Genomic DNA, 23,578 nt, shown 5'->3' with positions numbered 1-23,578 from the left:
GGTCTGGTCGCTATGCGCCTTCAGGCCGCCGGCACGGCGGCCAGGCGCGGGCGGGCGGCCTCGATGGTCTGGATCTCGCCGTCGCCGCCGTGATGGATGATGGCGACGCGCGCGGCGCGCAACTGGGCAATCTGGCGCGGCGTGACGGCGAAGCTCAGCGCCAGCCGGTGATCGTCCAGCGGCGCGATGGGCTGGCGCCGGTCCTTGCCACCGAAGCGCAGGTGGTTGTAGGCCGCCCATAGCACCAGCAAGGCGGCGTTCAACAGGGCCAGCACGGCGTAGCTGCCGAGCGTCTGCAGCGTCGGCAGGAAGGTCGGCCAGAGCGGCGCCTGCGGCCCGCTCGCCGCGCCACGCAGGATGGCGACGATGCCGGCGCCGAACAGGTAGACGAAGGCGAACCAGCCGACCGCGGTCAGCAGCAGGTCGAACAGATAGCCCGCGCGCGAGCGTTTGGTCGTGATGATCATGATGCGTCCGGTGATTTGATGCCGCGGTCGGGGCTGGTCCAGCGCGCGCGCTCGGCCTGCTTGCGCAGCATGACTTTGGGGAAACTGACCAGGGTGGTGAACAGGCTCACCATCCAGTAGGCCAGGGGATACCAGATGACCCAGTAGAGCGCGCGCCACAGGCCCGGCTCGTAGCGGCGGTCGATCAGGATGCTGATGGCGAACTGCAGCAGGCACACCATCGCCAGCATCATGCCGGTGAAGGCGGGCGGCATCAGGCTGGCGATGTGCATGTTGTTGGGCAGCGTGACGAACTGGCTGATCACCCACAACAGCACCGACACGCCGAAGGCGAAGGCCCAGGCGGTGGACAGGCAGAACTCCAGCATCAGCGGCCACAGGCGGCGATGGCGCCAGCTCCAGATCGAGCGCAGGTTCTTCAGGAACACCTCGGCGCCGCCCTGCGCCCAGCGCAGGCGCTGCTTCCAGATGCCGCGCAGCGTCTCGGGCATCAGGATCCAGCACAGGCCGCGCGGCTCGTAGAAGATCGACCAGTGGTCGCGCTGCAGCTTCCAGCTGATGTCGATGTCTTCCGTGATCATGTCCAGGCTCCAGTAACCGACCCGGTCGAGCGCGGCGCGGCGGAAGGCGGCGACCACGCCCGACACGGTGAAGACCTGGCCGTAGACGCGCTGGGTGCGCTTGATCAGGCCGATGATGGACGAGAACTCGCCCACCTGGACGCGGCCGATCAGGGTCGAACGGGTGCGGATGCGCGGGTTGCCCGTGACGGCGCCCACGCGCGGGTTGTCGATCAGCGGCGCCACCAGGTAGGCGGCGGCGTCCGGGTCGAGCACCGCGTCGCCGTCGATGCAGACCAGGTACTCGCTGCGCGCGGCCAGCGCGCCCATGCGCAGCGCCATCGCCTTGCCCTGGTTCTGCGCCAGGTGCACCACGCGCAGGCGCGGGTGCTGTTCGGCCAGGCGGTCCAGCATCGGCCCGGTGCCGTCGCTGGAGCCGTCGTTGATGGCGATGACCTCGATGTTCGGATAGCGCTGGTTGAGCGCGGCCAGCAGGGTCTCTTCGCCGTTGTCGGCCTCGTTGTAGCAGGGCACCAGGATCGACACCAGCGGATCGCCGGCCAGCGCCGGCGGCGCCGATCCGGGGCCCCACTGCCAGCGCCGTTCCCAATGCCACCAGAAGTACAGGCCGCCGGCCATCCACATGCCGGACATGAACAGCGGGTAGAAGAAGACGAAGCCCAGCAGCGCCTGGCCGGTCAGCATCATGGTGAAGCCGAACGGCGCGCCCAGCACCGCCAGCAGGATAATCAGGGCAATCAGACGGTCGATCATCGGAGGGGATACCAGGCTTCGGAGATGGCGGGCCGGATGCCTTGCAACCGGGGCTGGTCTTGCGAGAAGTCGTCGGGGTAGTAGCCGAAGCTGCGGGCGCCGCGCAGTTGCAGGCGTTGCATCCAGCCGGCCAGTACCGCGGTGTCGACGGGCGTAGCCTCGGGGCGGCCGGGGCCGGTGCGCCAGTCGCGCGCCTGCAGTTCGAATACAGTCCGGTCGAGCGCGCCGGGGCGCCGCGCCACGGCGTCGACCAACCGGTCGAGCCAGGCGTTTTCCTGGCCCTTGGGCACGTTCTCCATCAGCGGCATGGCCATGGGGGCGGTCCAGTCGTAGGCGGCCAGGAAGTCGTCCAGGTTCTGCGCGAACCAGGTCTCAGACTGCGGCTCCAGGATCGGCATGGCGAAGATGTTGCGGGCGGTCTTGATCTGGGGCCCGCGCACGGCGCGCACGCGCTCGGTCAGTTCGGCCGTGAAATCGACCAGGGCGCGGCTCTTCAAGCGCGTCCAGCGCTGCAGCGTGTCCGGGTCGGCGCGCAACTGGCCGATATCGCCGGGCAGGCCGGCGGCGCGGTAGGCGGCCAGCGCGCCGGGGCTGGCGTCCTCGAAGTCGGACAGCACGGCGTCATCGTGGAACAGGATGCCATCGAAGATGGCATGGCGCGCCAGGTCCTCGTACAGGTCACCGATGCGGGCGCGCGCGGTGGCGTCGAACGGCGACAGGCGGCGGTACTGGTCCGGATCGGGCCGCGCCTGGGCCTGGCCGGGCTGCCAGCGCGTGACGCGCGGGATCGAGGCGTCCAGGTCATAGGCCAGCACCGGCATCCAGGCATACACCATGACGTTGGCGCGGTTGTGCAACTGCCAGGCGGCGCGGTTGAACAGGTCGGCGCGCACCGGCAGCCAGCGGTTGGGGAAGTACACCGAACGCACCAGCCCGTCGCCGGTGGGATCCGAATACGCCTGCAGGAACACGGTGTTGATCTGCATGTCCAGGATGCGCTGCACCAGCTCGCCCAGGTTGCGGTCGGTCTGCGCCGGATCGGGGTCGTAGACGTAGTCCAGGTCGATGTGGGCGATCCGCATGAAGGGCGTGGCCTCCATGCCGACGACGCTGTTGGCGAACGGCTTGAGCGGCGGATCGCTGGCCAGCAGCATGCGCGGCGTGGACATCAGGCGCGCCAGCCGGCCAGGGCCGTCTTCCAGCGTGAGCGCCAGCTGGTAGCCGTTGTCGGCGGCGATGCGCAAGGTGCTGCCGCCCTCGGCGCCATAGGGCCAGACCCAGACGCGCGGCTTTTTACCGGTGACCTGTTCGATCTTGCGGCTGATGGCGCGCACGTCGCCGCCCATGCGGGCTTCGAACTGCGCTTCGCTTTCGTAGCGGCCGGTCTTGGCGTCGTAGGCGCGGATTGCCGCGGCCGGTTCGGTATTGCCTTGCGGGTTGGCCAGCGCGCCGTAGTGCGAGGCGTCGGTGTGCGCGGCGATCTCGACCAGGCCGGACTGCGAAATCGCGCGTATTTCAGCCCAGTTCAGGAAGCGTTGGCGCGGCTGCGGGCTGCCGCCGAAATCCACCTGCTTGTCGGCGGGGGTGTCCATCCAGGTGCCCACCGGCGCCAGCAGCGCCGGCCAGCGATAGGCCTTCAGGATCGGCAGGACGCGGGTGTAGAAGCTGCGGTAGCCGTCGTCGAAGGACAGCAGCACGGCGCGTTCGGGCAGCGGCTTGCCGCCCTGGCGCGCGGCCAGGATCTGGTCGACCGAGACGGCCTGGTAGCCGTTTTCGCGCAGCCAGGCCAGTTGGTCGACCAGGCGGTCGGTGCGCACGCTCAGAAAGGCCTGGTCGGGGTCTTCGTCTTCGACGTCGTGGTAAGCCAGGGCCAGGAAATTTCCCTGTGCCCAGGGTTGTTCGGCGGGCGCCACGGGCCGTTCGGACGGCGGCGTGTAGACCGGGATGTCCTTGGCGCAGGCGGTCAGCGCCAGGATGGCCAGCAGCAGCAGGGCAGCCAGCAGGAGTCGGATGGGTAGCTTGAGCAACATGGCGGTCTCAGAAGCGGTAGGCAAGGTCGAACACGATGCGCAGTTCGCGCTCGCGCTGGCCGTCGTACGGGCGGCTGATGCCGGTGACCATCGCGCCCATGTCCAGCACGTCGTTGGCGCGGTAGCGCTGGCCATAGCCCAGGGCGATGACGCCGCCGGTGCCGTAGCCCTGCTGGGTGTAGGTGCCGGCGCCGATCGTGCCGATCTGTTCCCAGGCGGTTTCGTAGCGGCGGTACAGCGTGTGCGTGACGCGCGCGCCGGGCAGCACCATCAGGTCCGAGCGCGGGTTGTAGTAGGGCGCGTCGTCGCGGCTGTTGCGCTGGGTCGACAGGTCCAGCGTCAGGTCGGCCTTCAGGTGCGGCGCGGTGTAGACGCGCTCGCGCCCGTCCAGCCCCAGTTCCCAGCGCTGGTTGCCGTCGGAAAAGCGCGACGGCGACAGCGACAGGGTCCATTCGCGCCGCTCGTTGGCGCGCCAGCGCACGAAGCCGGTCAGGCGGTTGGCCTTGATGTCGTTGGTCAGCGCCCGCAGCGGGGTTTCGCGCGACAGCACTTCGCCCGAACCGCCCACCTGCCAGTGGTCGTCGATGTCATAGGCGGCCGACAGCCGCAGGCCGGGCTTGACGCCGTGGCCGTAGCTGTGGGTCGAGACTTCGCCTTCGACCGTCAGGTCGCGGCCGCGCCATTGCACGCCGGTGCGCAGCCAGCGGTAGTTGCCGCGCCCCTCCTCGAAGTCGCCGGTGGCGTAGCCGCCGCCGCCGAAGGCGCGCCAGTTGTAGTCGATGGGCGGCGAATACAGCACCGCGTCGATGCCGAAGTCGCCGTTGCCGTTGACCGGGCTGTCCGAGGCCAGGCCGCGGTAGCCGCTGATGCGCAGCTCGGCCTTGTTGTGGACCTCCCATTCGCGCGCCAGGCGGCGGCTGGTGAGGTTCTCGGGCGCGCGCGCCAGGGTGTCGGCCGACAGCGCCTCGGCCTGGCGCCATTCCTGCAGGTCCATGGCGGTGAAGCCCTGGCCGTTTTCGACCTGCAGCGCGCGCGGCGCCAGGGTTTCGGCCATCTTCAGTTCGCGTTCCGCGGCGCGCGGCAGGTCGCGGCGGCGGTAGACCGAGGCCAGGTCGGCGCGCAGGGAGGAATTGTTGGGGGCGTTTTCGACCATGCCGCGCAGTTGCTGCTCGGCGGCGGCGGTGTCGTCGGCCTGCAGGCGCGCGGCCGCCACGGTCTGCTCGCCTTCCAGCTTCAGGTCGTTGGGGTTGCGGGTGGCCTGCCCCTTGAAATACAGCCAGGGGCTGTAGCCGGCGTCGATGGCGTCGGTGACCGCGCCGGTCTGGTCGAATTCCTCGGCCTCGGCCAGCGCGTAGTACAGGCCGGTCTCGGTGCTGAGGCGGTCTTGCGCGTCGTCGTCGCGGTTGGCGCCATCGGCGCCGACCTGGCGATACAGGTCGCGCGCCTTCTCGGGCTGGCGCAGATACAGATAGGCGGAGGCGACGTCATTGAGCGCGTAGCGCGGCACCGTGACGTCGCGCGCCCGCAAGGCCTCGTATTCGCTGACCACGTCGGCCATGCGGGCGCGGGCGTGCAGCGCATGCAGGCGGTCGATGCGGGCGCGCAGCACGTCGTCGCGGGCGGCATCGCCCAGGGCTTCCCAGGCCGGGATCAGCGCCTCGTAGCGCGCCAGCGCGCGGTCGGCGATGACGAAGCGTTCGGCCTCGGTCCGCGTCGGCATGGCCGCCAGCCGCACCTGCTGGGCCAGCGCGTCGCCTTCCAGGCGGCGCAACTGCGCGGCGTCGAACAGGTCCGGATGCTGGCGGGCCAGATCCAGCGCCGGCTGCGCCAGCCGGGCGCGGCTCAGCGCGGCGATGTATTCGCGCAGCACGTAGGGCGTGCCGGGCGCGATCGCCAGCGCCTGGTCGGCCTGGTGCAACGCCTCGTAGGGCTGGCGCAGGCGGACGTGGACGTAGCTCAGCGCCAGGCGGGCATCGGCATCGCGCGGCGCGCGCCTGCTCCAGGCCCTGCCGGCGGCCAGGGCGGCTTCGGTCTGGCCGGCGTCGGCCAGGGTCATGATTTCGCCCGCGGCAAAGGCGGACTGGTCGGGATGGCGCCGCAGGCCGGCGCGATAGGCCGACAGGGCCTCGGGCCAGCGGCGCAGGTCGCGATAGGCGCGCGCCACCGCCAGCTGGATATCGGCGGGCAGGGCGAGGGAGGGCGACAGCGTTTCGTAGGCGGCCACGGCTTCGGCGGGGCGGCCGGCCCAGCCGGCGATCACGATGTGGTCGTACACCGCCTGGCGGCCGGCCGCCGCGCCTTGCTGGCGCAGCATGGCCAGCGCCGGTTCGTAGTCGCCGGCGCGGGCGCGCGTGATCAGCGCGTCATAGTCGGCGCCCGGCGCCGCCAGCGCCAGGACGGGAGCGAGCAGCGCGCACGCGGTGAGGGCCTGCAGTCTCGGCCCGGTGATCCGCCGTCGCGGGTCCGTCATCAAGGCGGGCGGCGCCTGGCGGCCTGCCCGGCCCCTGGGGGGCGTTGTTCTTTTCAGCATCTGTAAATACTTCCGCAGTTGCGATGAGGGCGCTCGTGGCTCCGCCGGCCGGACGCGGGTGGGCGTTGCCGAAGGCGCGGCGCGGACGCGGGAAGGCGCCGGCGGCGAAGGGGAGAGCGTTTGGGTATTCACTGCGCGGCGCCCGCTGCGGGGACCTTCGCACTCGCGCGAGGGAGTGCATGGCTAGTACGCGCTACGCCCGTGGGGCGTGGTTGCGGCACTTCTGATGGCGCCGTCAACAGGCCGAACTTTATGGCTTTTCGGCGAAATCAACTGTCAATTAGTGCAAAGGAGGGACCGCGGCCGCAGGCCTTGGCGTATTCTCTGCGGGCGTACCGCACAACCGTCGTGGCGGTATGGCCGGCATTGGGACGGATCCCGGTACGGAACGTTGTGCGCGCGACGGAAATGGCGCGATGGTGCGCCGTGCAGGTAACAAAAAACGTCAAAAGTGCGGGTCTGTAACGTGTCCTCGGGCCCGCATCCGGTGCAACAGTTGTTCCAAGCGACGGCGACCGCCCAGGAGGGCGCAAGCCGGCAAAAACATGACGACTTCACTATTTTTCCTGGTGTGGGGCCTGGCCACGGCCCTGGCGCTGCCCCTGCTGCTGCCGTTCAATGCGCGCCGGGTGCCGGGCGTGCGCGCGTTCACCATCGCCAACGCGTTGGCGGTGCTGTCGCTGCTGGCCTACGCCTCGGCCGAGATCCTGCCGCCGGCCGTCTATGTGATGGTGTCGAATACGTCGTGGCTGGTCGCGGTGAGCCTGGTGTACGTGGGCGTGCGGCAGTTCTTCGGCTTGCGGCCGCAGGTCCTGCGCGTGGGCGCCGCGGCCGCGGTCGGCATCGCGGCGATGGCGCTGATGCTGTACGTCACGCATGACCTGGTGGGCCGCATGATGCTGTTTTCGGGCTACACCGGTGTGCTGATGGCGGCCACCGGCGCCGTGGTGTTCCGCCAGCGCCGCGGTATCCGCACGCCTGGCGTGATCCTGTATGTGCTGTTGTCGCTGTCCGCCCTGGTGGTGCTGCATGCCTTGCGCGCCGGCGTCTATGGCAGCGGCTGGGCGCAGGCCGCGTCGTTGCTGGAACCGGCGCCGTGGGGCCTGTTCTTCATCGTCTGCGGCTCGGTGACGGTGCCGGCGCTGTTCCTGGCATTGCTGTTGCTGATCCAGACGTCGCTGTCCGAACAGATGCAGGCCGCGCTGACCTTCGACAGCCTCACCGGCGCCTATTCGCGCCGCAGCATCCTGGATGAACTGGAGCACGAGCTGCAGCGCTGCGCGCGCAGCGGCGGCAGGCTGTCGGTGCTGGTGCTGGACATCGACCATTTCAAGTCGATCAACGACCGCCACGGCCATGCGGCCGGCGACGCCGCCTTGCGCCATTTCGCGCAGGTGGTGCCCAAGGCCGTGCGGGCCAGCGATCGCTTTGGCCGCCTGGGGGGCGAAGAGTTCGTCTTGCTGATGTACGGCTGTGATGCCGCGCACGCGCTGGTGCAGGCGCAGCGGGTCTGCGACGCCCTGCGCGATTCGCCGCTGTACCTGCAGGGGCAGGAATTGCGCATGACCACCAGCGGCGGCGTGGCCACGCTGCAGCCGGGCGATTCGGCCGATGGCATCCTGGCTCGCGCCGACCTGGCGCTCTACAAGGCCAAGGAGCTGGGGCGCGACCGGGTCGAAATGGCCTGGAGCGCGCGTGCGTCGGGCCGCCCGCAGGCGGCCCGGGAGGAAGAGGCGGCCGCCGAGGCCGCCGAACCCGCCAAGCTTACGGCTTGAGATGTTCGATGAAGAACTTTTCCATGGCCGCGTAGAACTCGAATTTGTTCTCGTCGTTGTGGAAGCCGTGGCCTTCGTTGTCCTTGACCATGTATTCCACCTCGACGCCGCGGGCCTTCAACGCCTTGACCATCTGGTCGCTCTCGTCCTTGTTGACGCGCGGGTCCTTGGCGCCCTGGGCGATGAACAGCGGCGTCTTGATCCTGTCGGCGTGCAGGGCCGGCGAGGTCGCCGCCAGACGGTCCTTGTCGCGCACCGGGTCGCCGACCATGTCCTGCATCTTGTCCAGCATCGGCTTCCAGTAGGGCGGAATCGACTTCATGAACGTGAACAGGTTGGACACGCCGACGTAGTCGACCGCGGCCGCGTACAGGTCGGGCGTGAAGGTCACGCCGGCCAGCGTGGCGTAGCCGCCGTAGCTGGCGCCGTAGATGCCGATGCGCTTGGGGTCGGCGATGCCCTGCTTGACCAGCCACTGGACGCCGTCGGTGATGTCGTCCTGCATTTTCAGGCCCCATTGGCCGAAGCTGGCTTCCCAGAAGGCGCGGCCGTAGCCGGTGGAGCCGCGGAAATTCATCTGCAGCACGCAGAAGCCGCGGTTGGCCAGGAACTGCACCTCGGGGTTGTAGCCCCAGCCGTCGCGCGCCCACGGGCCGCCGTGCGGGTTGACGATGCACGCCAGGTTCTTGGGATCGCGCCCGGCCGGCAGCGTCAGGTAGCCATGGATGGTCAGGCCGTCGCGGCTCTGGTAGCTGATGGGCTGCACGCGCGACATGTCGGCCTCGGGAATGGCCGGGTTGATGTCGGCCAGCTTGCTGAGGGTGTCGGCGCGCGCGTCGTAGATGTAGCGCGAGCCCGGCGTGCGGTCGTTGTAGGCGGCGACGATGAACTTGTCTTCATCACGGTTGGCGCCCTGGATTGCGAACTGGTAGCCCTCGAGCTGGGCTGACAGTTTCTTGAACAGGGTTTCGGTCTCGGCGTCGAAGAACTTGTATTGCGGCTTGTCGGTCTGGTACGAGGCCACCGTCAGCACGCGGCGCTTGCGCGAGAAGCCGGCGGCGTCCAGGTCGACCGTGTCCGGGGTGAAGATCTCGTCTTCCTTGTCGGGGCTGGCCGGGTCGATCACCACCAGCGCGAGCTTGTCGCGGCCGCGGTTGGACAGGGCGTAGAACTTCTTGTCGTCGAAGGTGAAGAAGGCCGGGCTGACGCTGGTGCGGTAGTCGGTGGTGAAGAGCGGACGGAATTCCGAGGCTTCGTCGTCGCGGTAGAGCAGGGTGGTGTTCAGGCCGTCGCTGGTGACGGCGGCGCGCACCTTGCCGGCGTGGTCGGTCTGCCAGCCGACGATGTTGCCGGGGTTCTGCGCCACCAGCACGCCGGCGCCGGTGTGCACGTTGACGCGGTAGACGTCGAACACCTGCGGGTCGCGCTGGTTGTGGCTGATGAGGATGTGGTCGGGGTCGTCTTCGAGGTCGTCCTCGATGCTGGCGCGCACGCCGTCGTACGGGGTCAGGTCGGTGACCTTGCCGGTCTTGGCGTCCACCGCCAGCACGTGGAAGTTCTCGTCGCCGCCGAAGTCCTTCTGGTAGAGCACCACGTCGGCGCCCTTCCAGAAGAAATTGCTGATGTCGCGGGCCGACTCGCTGGTCAGCTTGCGCGGTTCGCCCACCGGCTTGCTGCCTTCCAGGGGCTGGACGTAGATGTTCATGCGCGGCGGCTTGCCGTCGACGCTGGTGGGCTGCATGAAGCCGAGGGTCTTGCCGTCGTCGGCCAGGCGGAAGAAACCGCGTTCCGGATTGCGGAAAAAGTCCTTCAGGGGGTAGGCCCGGGGCGGCTGCGCCGCGGCGCTGGCGCCCAGCGAGGCGCCGACGATACCGGCGGCCAGGATGGTGTGTTTCATGAATGAGAGCAAGGCATACCTCCGACGATTCCACCCGGCCGCGGGCGCCGCCGGACTACCGGTCGATAATGCCATAGCCGCGGCCGGGGTGTCGAACCGGCCGGGCCACTTATGCCGGTAGTCCGTTTGCGGGATAATCGCGGCTATCAATCTGGAGAAACACATGGTTCGGAATCTGGTCGCGGCCTCGGCGCTGGCCCTGGGCCTGGCGGGCTGCTCGCTGGGTATTTCGCAGAACGGCTCGTCGCCGCACAGCGAATTCAAGGCGCCCGTCGCGTTCAAGGACGCCTACGCCACCACGCTGCGCCAGGCCAACGCCTGCCTGCGCAGCACCGACGACGCCTATCGCGTGGTGTCGAGCCTGGACGAAAGCGCCCAGTCCGCCGTGGTGCGGGTGCTGGCGCCGTACAGCGACAGCGAAATGACCCGGGTCGACCTGAAGGCGGCCGGTCCCAAGGCCACCGACACCCGCATCGTGATGTGGGGCAAGGGCACCTGGGACGCGGCGGCGATGCGCGCCATGCAGGACGCGATCGTCTATGGCATGAGTTCGTGCTCCAGCTACATGCCGCTGGACCCGCGGCCGCCGGTCAAGCCGTCGCGCGATCTGCCCAAGTAAGGGCGTAAGGGCAATGGCGGGCCTTGCGGCCGCATCGGGCGACGGCGGCCGCAAGGCCCGCCGCCCGTTCAGTCGCCGCCCGGACGGCGGCGGATGATCTTGAAGGTGGCGGTGGCGCGGGCCACCAGTTCGCCGTCGGCGCGGCGGATGTCGCCTTCACAGAAGGCGATCGACGCGCCGCGGCGCAGGCAGCGCGCCTCGATCACCAGGTCGCCGGTGCCGGGCGACAGGAAGGTGGTGTTCATGTCGATGGTGGCCATGCCCTCGGTGGCATCGGCCGAGCCGCGCGCCGCGGCGCTCAGGGTGAAGTCCAGCACGCTCATCAGGGTGCCGCCGTGGACGTCGCCGCGGCTGTTGGTCAGGTCCTGGCGCCACGGCAGCGACGTGCGGGCATAGGCCGGCGCGATCTGTTCGGGCACCAGGCCCAGGAAACTCATGAAGGGAATCGCCAGGCCGAAATACTCGCCCGGAGCGGGAGTTGCGGTTGCAGTCATGGAAGCGGTCACGCGGGGAAGGGGAAAGATGGGGATTTGCCGGTCATAATATCCACTTTTACGCCGTTCGCCGGGCCCGGCCCCCGCGCCGGGGCGATTTTTCCGGTGACCGTACATTTCGCGCCCGCTTGCGCGCCGATGCGCCCTCCGGGCACCCGTTTTCCACCGCCATGAGCGACGCCAGCCGCAAGATCGTACACATCGACATGGATGCCTTCTATGCATCCGTGGAACAGCGCGACAACCCCGAGCTGCGCGGCAAGCCGGTGGTGGTGGCGTGGACCGGGCCGCGCTCGGTGGTGTGCGCGGCGTCGTACGAGGCGCGCCGCTTCGGCGTGCATTCGGCCATGTCGGCGGTGCGCGCCCAGCGCCTCTGTCCGCAGGCGGTCTACGTGCCGCCCGACTTCAACCGCTACCGCGAGGTTTCGCGCCAGATCCGCCAGATCTTCGGCCGCCATACGGACCTGATCGAGCCGCTGTCGCTGGACGAGGCCTACCTGGACGTGACCGTCAACAAGCTCGGGCTGCCGTCGGCCACCGAAGTGGCGCAGGTGATCCGCCAGCAGATCCGCGCCGAAACCGGCCTGACCGCGTCGGCCGGCGTGGCGCCCAACAAGTTTCTGGCCAAGATCGCGTCCGACTGGAACAAGCCCGACGGGCAATATGTGATCCGCCCGTCACGGGTGCTGGAGTTCCTGCAGCCGCTGCCCGTGCGCAAGGTGCCCGGCGTGGGCAAGGTGATGCAGGCGCGCCTGGAGCAGTTGGGTATCCATACGGTGGGCGACCTGGCCACGCACGCCGCGCAGGAACTGGAGCATTACTTCGGCCGTTACGGCCGGCGCCTGTACGAGCTGGCGCGCGGCATCGACGACCGCGAGGTGCAGACCGACCAGCCGTTGCAGCAGGTGTCGGCGGAAACCACGTTTTCGGAAGATGTGCGGCTGGAGGCGGTCGGCGAGGCTCTGGACCGCATGGCCGACAAGGTCTGGAGCCAGGCCTTGAAGAAGGGCGCGCTGGGCCGCACGGTGGTGCTCAAGCTCAAGACCGACCGCTTCCGCATCCTGACGCGCAGCCAGACCAATCCCAATCCGCCGGCCTCGGCCGCCGAGCTGGCGACCATGGCCCGGCTGTTGTGCGAGCGGGTCGACCTGCCGGCGCAGACGCTGTACCGGCTGGCGGGGGTCGGCATGAGCAATTTCGCCGATCCGCAGGAACAATCACGCCAGCCGGACCTGTTCGGCGGGGCGTTCTGACTTCAGGCGAGCCTGGCCTTGACCTGCTGCGACAGCGCGGTCATGTCGGCGCGGCCAGCCAGCGACTGCTTGAGCAAGGCCATGACCTTGCCCATCGCGGGCGCGCCGGTGACGCCCTGGGCGGCCACTTCGGCCAGCGCCGCGTCGATGGCGGTGGCCACTTCCTCGGGCGTGGCGGCCTGCGGCAGGAACTCCTGCAACACCACCAGTTCGGCCTTTTCCTGTTCCGCGGTTTCGGTGCGGCCGGCCTGTTCGAACGCGGCGATGGACTCGCGGCGTTGCTTGACCTGCTTTTCGATGATGGCGGTGATTTCGGCGTCGCTCAGGTCGCGGCGCTCGTCCACTTCCTTCTGCTTGACCGCGGCCAGCAGGAAGCGCAGGGTGGCGAGACGCTCGGTGGCCTTGGCGCGCATGGCGTCCTTGACGGCGTCGGAGAGGCGGGTCTTGAGCGTAGCGGTGCTCATGGGGAAACCTTTGTGTTGTTGCGTCAAAACGGCAGTGTAACCGTGGCCGGGCCATCCCGCGATGGCATCCGGGTCGGGCGGGCGGCCGTCAGGGCCAGCGGCGGAATACCAGCGAGGTGTTGATGCCGCCGAAGGCGAAATTGTTGTTCATGACGTATTCGTGGCTCATGTGGCGGCCCTCGACCAGGTAGTCCAGCTCGCCGCAGCGCGGATCGACGTGCCGCAGGTTGAGGGTCGGGGCGTACCAGTCGCTGCGCAGCATTTCGATGCTGAACCACGATTCCAGCGCGCCACAGGCGCCCAGCGTGTGGCCCAGATAGCTCTTTTGCGAGCTGATGGGCATGCGGTTGCCGAACAGGCCGTGGGTGGCCTCGGTCTCGGCGATGTCGCCCTGTTCGGTGGCGGTGCCGTGGCCATTGACGTAGCCGATCGCCTGCGGCGGCAGGCCGGCGTCGGCCAGGGCCAGTTCCATGGCGATGCGCATGGTGCGGGCGTCGGGACGGGTGATGTGGGTGCCGTCCGAGTTGCTGCCGAAGCCGACGATTTCGGCGTGGATGCGCGCGCCGCGCGCCTGCGCATGTTCCAGCGATTCCAGCACTAGCATGCCGCCGCCTTCGCCGATCACCAGGCCGTCGCGGTCGCGGTCGTAGGGACGCGGCGTGAGGCCGGGCGTGTCGTTCTTCTGGCTGGTGGCGTACAGGGCGTCGAACACCATGGCTTCGCTGGGGCAGAGTTCTTCGGCGCCGCCGGCCAGCATCAGCGCCTGGCGGCCGTAGCGGACCGCCTCGTAGGCGTAGCCGATGCCCTGGCTGCCCGAGGTGCAGGCGCTGGAGGTCGGAATGATGCGGCCCTTGAGTTCGAAGAAAATGCCGATATTGGCCGCGGTGGTGTGCGGCATCATGCGGACGTAGGAGTTGGCGTTCAGGTCGTCGGTGACGCCGTTGAGCAGCATGTTGCCGAAGGCGCGGATTTCGGCGGTGCTGCCGATCGACGAGCCGCAGGCCACGCCCATGCGGCCGTCGGCAATGCACGGATCGCCCAGCAGGCCGGCGTCGTCCAGCGCCTGTTCCGCCGCGCGCACGCTCAGTTGCGAGACCCGGCCCATGCTGCGCAATTGCTTGCGGGTCCAGTGCGCGGGCGCCTGGAAGTCCTCGATCGGTCCGGCCAGGCGGGTGTTCAGCTCCTGGTAGCGCGACCATTCAGGCATGGCGCGGATGGCGCTGCGGCCATCCTCGAAGGCGCGCCGGATGCCGGCCCAGTCGGATCCCAGCGCACTGATGCCGGCCATGCCGGTGACGACGACGCGATGCATCAGCACAGTCCTCCGTTGACCGCGATGACCTGGCGCGTGATGTAGGCGGCCCCCGGCGACATCAGGAACGCGACGGTGGCCGCGACTTCCTCGGGACGGCCCATGCGTTGCGCGGGCACGGCCTTCAGGATTTCCTCGACCGGCACGTGGGCGTCGATCATGTCGGTGTCGATCAGGCCGGGCGCCACGCAGTTGACCGTGATCTGGCGCTTGGCCAGTTCCACCGCCAGGGCCTTGGCGGCGCCGATCAGGCCGGCCTTGGACGCGCTGTAGTTGACCTGGCCGCGGTTGCCGATCAGTCCCGAGACGGAGGCCATGCAGACCACGCGGCCGGGCGCGCGGCGGCGGATCATCGGCATCGCCAGCGGGCCGAGGACGTTGTAGAAGCCGTCCAGGTTGGTGCGCAGCACCTGGTCCCAGTCGTCGCCCGTGAGGGCGGGGAAGGCGCCGTCGCGGGTCAGGCCGGCGTTGAGCACGACGCCATAGTAGGCGCCGTGGGCGTCGACGTCGGCCTGCAGCACGGCGGCGCATTGCGCCCGGTCGGCCACGTCGAACTGCAACACGCGCGCCTGGCGGCCGCGGGCCGCGATTTCGGCCTGGACCGCCTCGGCCTGGGCGCGTTGCTGGCGGCAATGCAGCACCAGGTCGTGGCCGGCGTCGGCCAGGGCCAGGGCGATGGCGCGGCCGATGCCGCGGCTGGAACCGGTGACGAGAATCGGGGCGGCGCTCATAGGGGAGGCTGTTCCTGGATGAAAACGTTGGGATCGTCGGGCTGGTAGACGTTGAGCCGGGCGCTGGCCAGCGGGCCGGCGTCGTCGCGCAGCTCGCATTCGAAGACGCTCATGCCGCTGGCGTCCATGAACCCGCGCTGCACCTGGATGGTCAGCGTGGCGCCGGCCGGCAGGGCGTCGACCTGGCAATCGTAGCGGCGCGTGCCCAGCAGGAAGCCGAGCTTGACCGGCGCGCCGGCCAGCCGGGCCTGGCAGCCGGCCCAGGCGCCGATGGCCTGCGCCATCAGTTCCAGGCCGAGCCACGGCGGCAGCGAACCGTCGGGCAGCGAGTAGGGGCCCGGGCGGATCACGGCGCGCGCCCGCAGGCTGTCGGCGTCGTGGGCCAGCACCTCGTCGATCAGGATCATGTCGCCGGCGTGCGGCAGCAGGCTGGCGATGGGCCAGGTCGTCATGCCGCCGCTCCCAGGACCAGGCAGGTGTTGTTGCCGCCGAAGGCGAATGAGTTGCTCATCGCCAGGCGCCGGCGGCCTGGCGCGTAGCAATGTCCGGTGGTGCTGAAATCCAGCCGCGGCAGCGCCGGGTCGGGCTGGCCGTCCCAGACGTGCGGCGGCAGCCGGCCCGCGGTATTGGCGGGCGACAGGGTGATCCAGGCCAGCGCCGCTTCCAGCGCCCCGGCCGCGCCCAGCGCATGGCCCGTCAGCGGCTTGGTGGAGGCGCACGGCACGCCCTGGGGAAACAGCGTGTGCACGGCCAGGCTTTCCATCGCGTCGTTGTGGGCGGTGCCGGTGCCGTGCAGGTTGATCCAGCCGATGTCGGCGGGCGCCACCCCGGCGGCGTCCAGGGCGGCGCGCATGGCGCGCAGGGCGCCCGCGCCGCCGGGCTCCGGCGCCGACATGTGCCAGGCGTCGGAACTGGCGCCGCCGCCCAGCAGGGCCACGGCGTCGTCGGCGGCGGCTTCGCGCTGCATCAGGAACAGCGCGCCGGCCTCGCCAATGTTGATGCCGCGGCGGTTGGCCGAAAACGGCAGGCACAGGGCCTCGTCCACCGCGTCGAGGCTGGCGAAGCCGTTGATGGTCAGCCGGCACAAGGTGTCGGCGCCGCCGCAGACCACCGCGTCGCACAGGCCCAGGGCCAGCAGCCGGCGCGCCGACAGCAGCGCGCGGGCGCTGGAGGTGCAGGCGGTGGACAGGGTGTAGGCGGGGCCGGTCGCGCCCAGCCAGTCGGCCAGGAACGCGGCCGGGGACGACAGCGCCTGGCGGCGGTAGTCGTAGTCGCGCGGCCACGCGCCATTGGCCGCCAGGGCCTGGAATGCCGGCGCATTGTCGTTCACGCCCGAAGTGCTGGTGCCCACGATCACCGCCACGCGATGGGCGCCGTGCCGCGCGACCGCGTCGCGCAGGCGCGCCTCGATCTGCAGGGCGGCGGCCAGCAGCAGCTGGTTGTTGCGGCTGTGGTGATGCGCGGGCAGCGTGTCGGCGATGCGTGGCAGCGGCCCGTCCACGCCACCCAGCGTGAGCGCGCGGTCGGCCAGCCAGCCGGCCTGGCGGCGCATGCCGCGGGTGTCGCCGGCGAACGCGGCGCGGGCCACGGCCTCGATGCCGGCCCCGAGTGCGCAGACCACCCCAGGCGGGCTCAGCCAGGTGGTCGTCATGGCCGCTCTCCGAGCGGCGCCACCCGCCATACGGTGCCGTCACCGGACTCGATCTCGAGCGTGCCGGCCGCGGCGTCTCGCGGCCAGCGGACGCGCCACCGCGGTTCGCCCTGGCGCAGCAGTTCGCGTTGCGGGCTGCCGTCGGCGGCGGCCGTGGCGCGCCAGGCGCCGACGCCATAGGCCGCGTCCAGGTCGTCCAGGGGCGTCCAGGCGAACACCAGCGCGGCGAACAGGTCGCGCGCCTGGCCGTTGGGGCGCAGGAAGCCATCATTGCGCCAGCGGCCGTGTTCCAGTATCTGCCGTGCCTGCGGTATGCCCAGGGGGTCGAACAACGACCAGCGCGTGGCGGCGGCTTCGCGCTGCACCACCAGCAGTGTGTCCTGCGCGGGCTGGCCGGGGCGCGACTGGGCCACGTGCAACTGGCGCGGCAACGCGAACGCGGGCGCCGCCGAGGGCGTCGGCGGCGCCCCGGCGCAGCCGGCCAGCAGGAAGGCCAGCGCCAACGCGGCGCGCGAGATCCCGAAGGCGGGCGGAAGGGAAAGGCGGGCAGGAATCATGGCAGGGTTGGCCGACCGCGGGGCGGCGCGCACGCGGCGCCGTGGTCCGGCAAGCGCGGGCGCCGGCAAAGGGGGCGCGGTCGGCGTGCCCAGTGTACCCGCCGCGGACCAGGCTGCGCGGGTCGCGGGGCGCAGGCCGGCAGCCGGTGCGCCGGCTTCACGTCGCGTCCCCGGCGCCGGATCCGCGCCGCGGCTGCACCCAGGGCGCCCACAGCAGCGAGAATCCCACGCCCAACGCCACCGCCAGGCCGAAATTGGCGATCGCCGGCGTCCGGCTCACGGCCAGCAGCCCGAACGACAGCAGGGTGGTGAGGGCGCCCAGCATGATGCCGACCAGGCTGGCGGCCGCGCCGGCGACGCGCTCGAACATGAAAATGGCGTAGTCCACCCCGATCGCCGACACCAGCAGCAAGCCAAACAGGCTGAAGAGCGTCAGCGGCTGGCCCAGATAACCCAGCGCCGCCAGGCTGCAGGCGGTGGCGGCCAGCGGCACCGCCAGGATGCGCCAGGCGGCCGCGCGTCCAAGCGTCAGGCACAGCAGCGCCGCCGCCACCAGGTACGAGAGCAATTTGAGTTCGGCGGCCTCGACGCGGGTGGCGCTGAACATGCGGTTCAATTCGCCGCTGCGGTCCACCAGCGTGACGCCGGGCGCGGCCTGCGCGATGGCCGTGAGCGCGGCGGCATCGCGCAGGCCCAGCAGGGTGATCATGCCAGCCACTTCGCCGTCATGCCGGCCCAGCCAGAGCGTGCGCCAGCGTTCGCCGATCTGGCCTTGCAGCGCGCTTTCGAGCGGGATGGGCGGCAGCGCCGCCAGCGCCCGCAGTTCCTGTCGCAAGGCCGCTTCCGGCACGCCGATATCGGTCAGCGCGCGCCAGGCCTCGGGCCGGTCCGCCAGGTTCCCCAGCGCATCGGCGAAAGCCTGCTGGTCGGCCTGCGGCGCCACCCGCTGGCTCAAGGCGGTGTAGGCCCGCAGCCCGCCGGCGGCGACCAGCGCATCCAGCGCCTGGCTGACACGCGCCTGCCGCCGCAGCAGTTCGTCGGCGTCCGGCGCGCGCACCAGGAAGAACTGGCTGGTCGGCACGAAGCCGGTGATTTCGCCGATCTGGCGCGCCTGTTGCAGCAGCGGCGCGGGCAGGCTCAGCCATTGGCGCAGGTCGTCGCGGATGTCCAGGCGGCCGATGCCGCCGGCGGTGACCGTGGCCAGCAGCAGCGCACCGCTCCACAGCACGGCGCGGCGCCCGGCCAGGCGGGTCCGCGCGCGCAGCGCGGCCTGCGCGAAACGCAGCAGCGGTGGCCAGGGACGGGGCTCGAAGCGCGCCAGCCACGCGGGCAGCTGGCACACCGTGCAGGCATAGGCGCCGAGCAGGCCGGCGGCGGAGAACACCGCGGTCTGGGTCAGCGCCGGAAACGGCGTGAAGGCCAGCGCGACATAGCCGACCAGGCTGGCCGCCAGGCTGATGGTCAGGCCCGGCAGCACCCGCCGCAAGGCCGGCCAGGCGCGCCAGTCGGGCATGCCGTAGCTCTTGCCCAGCCAGTGCATCGGGAAGTCGACGGCAACGCCGATCAGGCTGGCGCCGATCACCAGCGTCAGCGCGTGAATGGAACCGAACACCGCGACACAGGCGACCGTGCCGGCCAGCAGGCCGACCGCCACCGGGACCAGCGCCAGCAGGGCCAGCCAGCGGCGCAACGCCAACAGCAATACCAGCACGATGCCGGCCATGGCGATGGCGCCGATCCAGCCACTTTCGGCGGCGGCCTGGGCGCGGCCGGCGGCGGCATAGAGCGGGCCGCCGGCCACCAGCAGGTCGGCGCCGGCCAGGGCCTGGCGATCCTGCGCGATCTGCGCTGCGATGCGGCCGGGATCGGCGCCGTCGAAGGCGTCGTCCCGGGTGCTGGCGCGCACCAGGACCCAGGCGCGGCCGCCGCTTTCGGCCTGCAACGTACCCGTGGCCACATCGTATTGCACCGCGCCGCCGGGACGCAGCGCCTGTTCGGCGCGCCGCGCCAGGCCGAACAGATCCTGGTCGACCGATACCGCGCTGGAGGCGGCGAACGGGTCGACCAGTTCGCGCGCGCGCTGGCGCGCGTAACCGGCCGGGTCGGCCAGCAGTTGTTCGCGTTGCGCCGGCGGCAGCAGCGCCAGGCGATTGGCCAGCAGGCGCGCCCGCAGATCGGGCAGGTCGACGTCGATGTCCACTTGCACGGTCGCGAACAGGCCGCTGCCCTGCCAGCGTTGCGCCAATTGGCGCGCGGCCGCGGCGCTGTCGCCGTCGTCGCGGGCCGCCACCAGCGCGATCAATTCACGGCTGAGCGGCTGCTGGACGCGGGCTTCGGCCAGATCGCGGGTGGCGTCGGCCGGGGCCCGCGGCACCAGTTCCATCAGGTTGGCCGATACCGGCCAGCCGTGGCGGCACTGCCAGGCGCCCAGGGCCAGCACCAGCAGCAGCCCCAGCTTGAACAGCCGTGGCAGCCAGCGTTCAATCGGCGAAGGCACGCTGTTCCTCTGGCGTCAGGGCGTCGGCGGCGGACGCGTCGGTCATCTGCAGCACGCTGCGGTCGCCCTGGACTTCGCGCAGTTCGATGCGGTCGACCAGCTTGCCGCCGTTGATCTGGATGTTCTCGAAGATCTGCCGCAGCAGCGCCGAACGCGGCAGCAGCACCAGCTGCCAGGCGTCGGCGCCGCCCGTCAGCGTCAGGTCGAAGTTCTCGCGCAGGCCGCGGGTGTCGCCGGCCAGCACCGCCAGGAACAGGCGGTTTTCACGGCCGGCGCCGGCATGCTGCGGCAGCGCCTGCCAGGCGCCGTCGGGGCCGCGGCGCGCGATGCCGTCGGCGCTGATGCGCAGGTCCTGGGCGATCGGGCTGCGCAGCAGCCACAGCAGGCCGCGGCCGGCGGCCAGGGTGAAATCGCCGCGGCTGGTCAGGGGTTGCGGCAGCGAGCGCAGGAATTTCTGCTGCACGAAATGGCCGCGGACCACCGGGGTGGCGCGCAATTGCCGTTGCAGGTCGTCGAGATCGAAAGCCCGCGCGCTCCAGGGCAGGACGGCCAGCGCCAGGCAGATAAGCAGGCGTTTCATGCAGGCAACTCCAGCGCGTTGCGGACGGGGTGGTCACGCATCGTCTTTCCAGAAGGGAAAGAAATTGAACCATTGCAACGGCGCCTGGCGGCACTGCGCGCCGAGGCGATCGGCATAGCGCTGGGCCCAGCGGGCGATCTCGGCCTGGCGCGTGGCGCGGGTCCATTCGACGGCGTCCGCCAGGCGCTCCATCGACATGCGGTGGCGCGCGCCATGGCGGGTGCAGAACAGCAGGTTCACGGGGCAACGCAGCAGCCCGGCCAGCAGCCAGGGGCCCTGCGGCAGCAAGGCGGCATCGCCCAGCAGTTCGACCTGGGCGCTGCGATCGCCCTTGAGCGGCACGCGGTCGCCGGCGATTGCCAGCCATTCGCCGCGTTCCAGGCGTTGAGCCAGGTCGAGCATGACGCCGGCATCCAGTTCGCTGACCTGGATCATGCGCAGGCCGCCGCCGGCTTCTTCCAGCAGCCGGCCGAAGTTCACCGCGTGCCGCGTATGCACCAGCACGTTCAAATGGAGCCGGCCGGACTGCTCGGCCAGCGCGCGGCAGACCTCGATGTTGCCCAGGTGCGAACCCACCAGGATCTGGCCGCGGCCGGCGCCCATCTGCGCCTGCAGGCCGTCGGGGTCGTCGATGTCCAGGTCCGCCAGGGTGATTCTGCCTTGCCACACGTCGAGCTTGTCGAGCAGCGCCTGCGCGAAGGCCAGGTACTGGCGATAGACCGGGAAGGGCGTGGGCAGCGGCGCGGCCAGCGCGCCGCCGCGCGCCAGGCGCCGCTGGTAGGCGCCGATGGCGCGCCGGGCGCGCGGTCCGAAGACATAGAAATACAGCACCACCAGCCATATCACCGGCGCCACCGCGCGCCGGCCGATGCGGCGCGCGGCCCACGCGGTCAGGCGCAGCAGCGCGGGGTTGCCCCGTTCGCGTTGGCCGGCCCAGTGCGGATCGGCGGCTGTCATGGACGCGGTCCCGCGGTCAGGCGGCGCAGCAGCAGCGCCGGCGATCGCGCCAGCATGCCGAAGAACAGGCGCGCGTGCATGCGGCTGATCAGCAGGTTGTCGCGCAGCGCCTTGAAGTGCGAAACGCCGCCAACCGGGTAGACGACGCGCGTGGGCAGCCAGGTCATGGGCACGCCGCGCCAGTGCAGGCGCACCAGGATGGCGATGTCGAAGTCCATGCGGCGGCCCACCTGCGCGCCGTCGATCACTCGCAGCACGGATTCGAGCGGGTAGATACGGAAGCCGCACATGGCGTCCGGGATGTCGAGCGACAGGGTATTGATCCAGACCCAGACGCGGGTCAGCCAACGGCCGTACAACCGGCTGCGAGGGACGTCGCTGCCATAGCGCGGCGCGCCGCAGATGACGGCCGCGGGCCGCGCCCGCGCCGCCTCGGCGAAGGCAGGCACATCGTCCAGCGCATGCTGGCCGTCGGCGTCGACCTGCAGCGCGTGGGTATAGCCCAGGCGCCGCGCCGCGCGCAGCCCGTCCTGCACTGCCGCGCCCTTGCCGCCGTTGCCCGCGCGCCGCAGCAGGTGCGTGCCTGGCAGGGTCGCCAGCGCATCGAGCACGGCGGCGCAGTCGGGGGCCGACCCGTCGTCCACCAGCACGCACGGCAATCCGTGCGCCGCCAGTTGCGCGTGCACCGCCGCCACGGTGGCGCCATGGTCGTAGACCGGGATCACCGCGCACAGCCTATGCGGCGCCATGGCGGTCTCCGTGCAGCACGCGGCCCGACGAGCAGGGCTGGTCGCCCAATGTGTAGGTGAAGTACAGCTTTTGCTTGCCGGCGTCCCAGCGCAGGGTGAGTTCGGCCGTGTCGCCAGGCCGCAGCAGGCGCTGGAACTTGAGCGCCTCCATGCCGGCAAAGCGCAAGGCCGGCTGCAGGTCGCGCTGCGCCAGCGCCATGGCCCAGCCGATCTGGGCCACGCCCGGCACCACCGGCGCGCTGGGAAAGTGGCCGCTGAAGTGCGCCAGGTCATAAGGAACATCGATACGGTAGCGACATTCGCCGGGCCCGTCGGCCGGCAGCGGCGCGGCCGCCGGTTGGCGCGGGCGCGGGCCGGCCGCGGCCTCGAAATCGGATTGGGTCAGCTTGCCCTGGCTGTTGTACGGCAACTGGCGCAACAGCCGCCAGCCGCGCGGAATGGCCAGCGATTCGAAACCCGTGGCGAGGTGGCGGCGCAGGGCGTCCACCAGCGCGCGCCGGCCCTGGTTGCGCAGGATGTGCAGGCCCGCCGGGCTCAGCGCCACCAGCGCCGTCAGGCGCGGATTGCCCGCGACCTGGCCCACGCGCGCCTCGGTCACCCAGGCATGTCGGGCCAGCGCCTGTTCGAGCATGGGCAGGGCGACGCGTTTTTCCTCGATCTTGACGATGCGGTCCAGCCGGCCCAGCAGTTGGAAACCGCCTTCGACCATCTCCGCGGCGTCGGCGGTCAGGGTGTCGGCGGCGTCGATCCATGGCGACGCCACGCGCAATGCGCCGCGCGGGTCCAGGCCGACTTCGACGCCGGCCAGGGGCTGCCACGGGTCCGCGCCGCAGCGCCAGGCGATCGATCCGGTTTCGGAACTGCCGTAGATGTCGATGGGGCGCTGGCCCAGCTGGCGGCCGATATGCTCGGCCACGTCCGGCGGCAGCACCCCGCCCGCGCAGTACAGGCGGACCAGCCGGCCGCGCAGGCGCGATCCGTCGAGCCGCTCGCCCAGCCGGCGCAGCAACGCCGGGCTGGCGATCCAGGTGAAAGTGGCATGGCGCAGGCTGGCCTGTTGCAGTTCTTCGGGATAGAGCCGTTGCGGGCGGTCGATGAGGCGGCCGGCGCACAGCGGCCACAGTACGCGATAGGGCAGGCCGTACATGTGCTGCGCCGACACGCTGCCGAGTACCGGGCCGCCGTCGTCGGGCCACTGTTGCCGCAGCGCCTCGACCTCGCGCATGAGCTGGTCCCAGCTCTTGCCGACGGCCTTGGGCGCGCCGCTGGAGCCGGACGTCCACAACACCAGCCGCTGCGCCGGATCGAGGACGGCGGGCGGCAGGGCCAGCGCGTGCTGCAATTGCTCCAGGCGCCATGCCTGGCACGCCGGAGGCAGCGCCGCGGCGTCGCTCAACCAGATGTCGGCATCGAGCGCGGCGCAGGTGTCCGGCCGTACGTCGGCCGGCAGCACGGCGGTGATGCCGGCCCGCCCGCAGGCGAACAGGGCGATGGCGAGCGCGACGGCATCTTCGAACCAGAGCGCGGCGCGCCGCGCGCCGCGCGCCTGCAAGGCGCCGGCCACGGCCAGGCATTGCGCGGCGAATTCCCGCCGCGACAGCGCCGGCTCGTCCGCGACCCGCGCGTCGCCGGCGGGCGCGGCCTGCGGCAGCAGCAGGTGTGTGAGCGCGGTCCAGGCCAC

20 protein-coding genes are annotated in these 23,578 nt (G+C 70.7%); 3 read left to right on the top strand and 17 right to left on the bottom strand.

What is annotated here, in order from left to right; genetic code table 11:
- Positions 1-20: 20 nt before the first annotated feature.
- Genes pgaD through pgaA form a run of 4 tightly spaced genes read right to left on the bottom strand, consistent with a single transcriptional unit; the run spans position 21 to position 6,301 of the window.
- Entirely contained in the window at positions 21-467 is a 447-nt protein-coding gene (pgaD, locus tag DK459_RS23330) for a poly-beta-1,6-N-acetyl-D-glucosamine biosynthesis protein PgaD (protein ID WP_054441547.1), read from the bottom strand.
- Entirely contained in the window at positions 464-1,801 is a 1,338-nt protein-coding gene (pgaC, locus tag DK459_RS23325; protein ID WP_020927081.1) for a poly-beta-1,6-N-acetyl-D-glucosamine synthase, read from the bottom strand. Before pgaC ends, pgaD begins: the two co-directional genes overlap by 4 nt.
- Positions 1,798-3,831, bottom strand: coding sequence for a poly-beta-1,6-N-acetyl-D-glucosamine N-deacetylase PgaB (pgaB, locus tag DK459_RS23320; protein WP_054444166.1), 2,034 nt, complete (start codon positions 3,829-3,831; stop codon positions 1,798-1,800). Before pgaB ends, pgaC begins: the two co-directional genes overlap by 4 nt.
- Positions 3,832-3,838: 7 nt before the next feature.
- A complete protein-coding gene (gene pgaA / locus DK459_RS23315) occupies positions 3,839-6,301 on the bottom strand; it encodes a poly-beta-1,6 N-acetyl-D-glucosamine export porin PgaA (protein ID WP_110135096.1) in 2,463 nt (820 codons plus the stop codon).
- A gap of 605 nt (positions 6,302-6,906) precedes the next feature.
- Here pgaA and DK459_RS23310 point away from each other — a divergent pair.
- Positions 6,907-8,136 (top strand): GGDEF domain-containing protein, encoded by a 1,230-nt coding sequence (locus DK459_RS23310; protein WP_110135095.1) that lies wholly within the window; start codon positions 6,907-6,909, stop codon positions 8,134-8,136.
- Here the strand turns inward: DK459_RS23310 and DK459_RS23305 are convergent.
- Entirely contained in the window at positions 8,126-10,033 is a 1,908-nt protein-coding gene (locus tag DK459_RS23305) for a prolyl oligopeptidase family serine peptidase (protein ID WP_370445616.1), read from the bottom strand. The genes DK459_RS23310 and DK459_RS23305 overlap by 11 nt on opposite strands.
- A gap of 163 nt (positions 10,034-10,196) precedes the next feature.
- Here DK459_RS23305 and DK459_RS23300 point away from each other — a divergent pair, with 163 nt between their 5' ends.
- On the top strand, positions 10,197-10,652 hold the full coding sequence (locus DK459_RS23300; RefSeq protein WP_006386616.1) for a BPTD_2524 family lipoprotein: 456 nt from the start codon (positions 10,197-10,199) through the stop codon (positions 10,650-10,652).
- Between the two features lie 68 nt (positions 10,653-10,720).
- Here the strand turns inward: DK459_RS23300 and DK459_RS23295 are convergent, their stop codons facing one another.
- Positions 10,721-11,146: a PaaI family thioesterase gene (locus DK459_RS23295; protein WP_006386617.1), complete on the bottom strand. Its 426-nt coding sequence runs from the start codon at positions 11,144-11,146 to the stop codon at positions 10,721-10,723.
- A gap of 170 nt (positions 11,147-11,316) precedes the next feature.
- Here DK459_RS23295 and dinB point away from each other — a divergent pair, with 170 nt between their 5' ends.
- Positions 11,317-12,399 (top strand): DNA polymerase IV, encoded by a 1,083-nt coding sequence (dinB, locus tag DK459_RS23290; RefSeq protein ID WP_006386618.1) that lies wholly within the window; start codon positions 11,317-11,319, stop codon positions 12,397-12,399.
- Positions 12,400-12,401: 2 nt separating this feature from the next.
- Here the strand turns inward: dinB and DK459_RS23285 are convergent, their stop codons facing one another.
- The 11 genes from DK459_RS23285 to DK459_RS23235 form a co-directional block, all read right to left on the bottom strand.
- A complete protein-coding gene (locus DK459_RS23285; protein ID WP_054444164.1) occupies positions 12,402-12,863 on the bottom strand; it encodes a GatB/YqeY domain-containing protein in 462 nt (153 codons plus the stop codon).
- An 88-nt stretch (positions 12,864-12,951) separates the two neighbouring features.
- The gene (locus DK459_RS23280) at positions 12,952-14,175 is read right to left on the bottom strand and encodes a beta-ketoacyl-ACP synthase (RefSeq protein WP_026383853.1); all 1,224 of its coding nucleotides are present in this window, start codon (positions 14,173-14,175) and stop codon (positions 12,952-12,954) included.
- Positions 14,175-14,906 carry a 3-oxoacyl-ACP reductase FabG gene (gene fabG, locus DK459_RS23275; RefSeq protein WP_006386621.1) on the bottom strand — a complete coding sequence of 244 codons (732 nt, stop codon included), beginning with the start codon at positions 14,904-14,906 and terminating at the stop codon, positions 14,175-14,177. The genes DK459_RS23280 and fabG overlap by 1 nt, the downstream gene beginning before the upstream one ends.
- Positions 14,903-15,358 (bottom strand): hotdog family protein, encoded by a 456-nt coding sequence (locus DK459_RS23270; protein ID WP_026383852.1) that lies wholly within the window; start codon positions 15,356-15,358, stop codon positions 14,903-14,905. Before DK459_RS23270 ends, fabG begins: the two co-directional genes overlap by 4 nt.
- Entirely contained in the window at positions 15,355-16,557 is a 1,203-nt protein-coding gene (locus tag DK459_RS23265; protein ID WP_102964850.1) for a beta-ketoacyl-ACP synthase, read from the bottom strand. The genes DK459_RS23270 and DK459_RS23265 overlap by 4 nt, the downstream gene beginning before the upstream one ends.
- Positions 16,554-17,114 (bottom strand): hypothetical protein, encoded by a 561-nt coding sequence (locus DK459_RS23260; protein WP_081322331.1) that lies wholly within the window; start codon positions 17,112-17,114, stop codon positions 16,554-16,556. Before DK459_RS23260 ends, DK459_RS23265 begins: the two co-directional genes overlap by 4 nt.
- Positions 17,115-17,271: 157 nt before the next feature.
- The gene (locus DK459_RS23255; protein ID WP_110135094.1) at positions 17,272-19,611 is read right to left on the bottom strand and encodes an MMPL family transporter; all 2,340 of its coding nucleotides are present in this window, start codon (positions 19,609-19,611) and stop codon (positions 17,272-17,274) included.
- On the bottom strand, positions 19,595-20,191 hold the full coding sequence (locus DK459_RS23250; RefSeq protein ID WP_024068446.1) for an outer membrane lipoprotein carrier protein LolA: 597 nt from the start codon (positions 20,189-20,191) through the stop codon (positions 19,595-19,597). The genes DK459_RS23255 and DK459_RS23250 overlap by 17 nt, the downstream gene beginning before the upstream one ends.
- A 33-nt stretch (positions 20,192-20,224) precedes the next feature.
- Positions 20,225-21,148: a glycosyl transferase gene (locus DK459_RS23245; RefSeq protein ID WP_053498970.1), complete on the bottom strand. Its 924-nt coding sequence runs from the start codon at positions 21,146-21,148 to the stop codon at positions 20,225-20,227.
- On the bottom strand, positions 21,145-21,897 hold the full coding sequence (locus DK459_RS23240; protein ID WP_038503202.1) for a glycosyltransferase family 2 protein: 753 nt from the start codon (positions 21,895-21,897) through the stop codon (positions 21,145-21,147). The genes DK459_RS23245 and DK459_RS23240 overlap by 4 nt, the downstream gene beginning before the upstream one ends.
- Positions 21,884-23,578 (bottom strand): AMP-binding protein, encoded by a 1,695-nt coding sequence (locus tag DK459_RS23235; RefSeq protein ID WP_233256852.1) that lies wholly within the window; start codon positions 23,576-23,578, stop codon positions 21,884-21,886. The genes DK459_RS23240 and DK459_RS23235 overlap by 14 nt, the downstream gene beginning before the upstream one ends.

The organism is Achromobacter sp. RW408, from assembly GCF_003184165.1.
Taxonomy (GTDB): domain Bacteria; phylum Pseudomonadota; class Gammaproteobacteria; order Burkholderiales; family Burkholderiaceae_B; genus Achromobacter; species Achromobacter xylosoxidans.
Note: the sequence above shows the minus strand (reverse complement) of the source record. Positions and strands in the feature narration are given on the sequence as shown.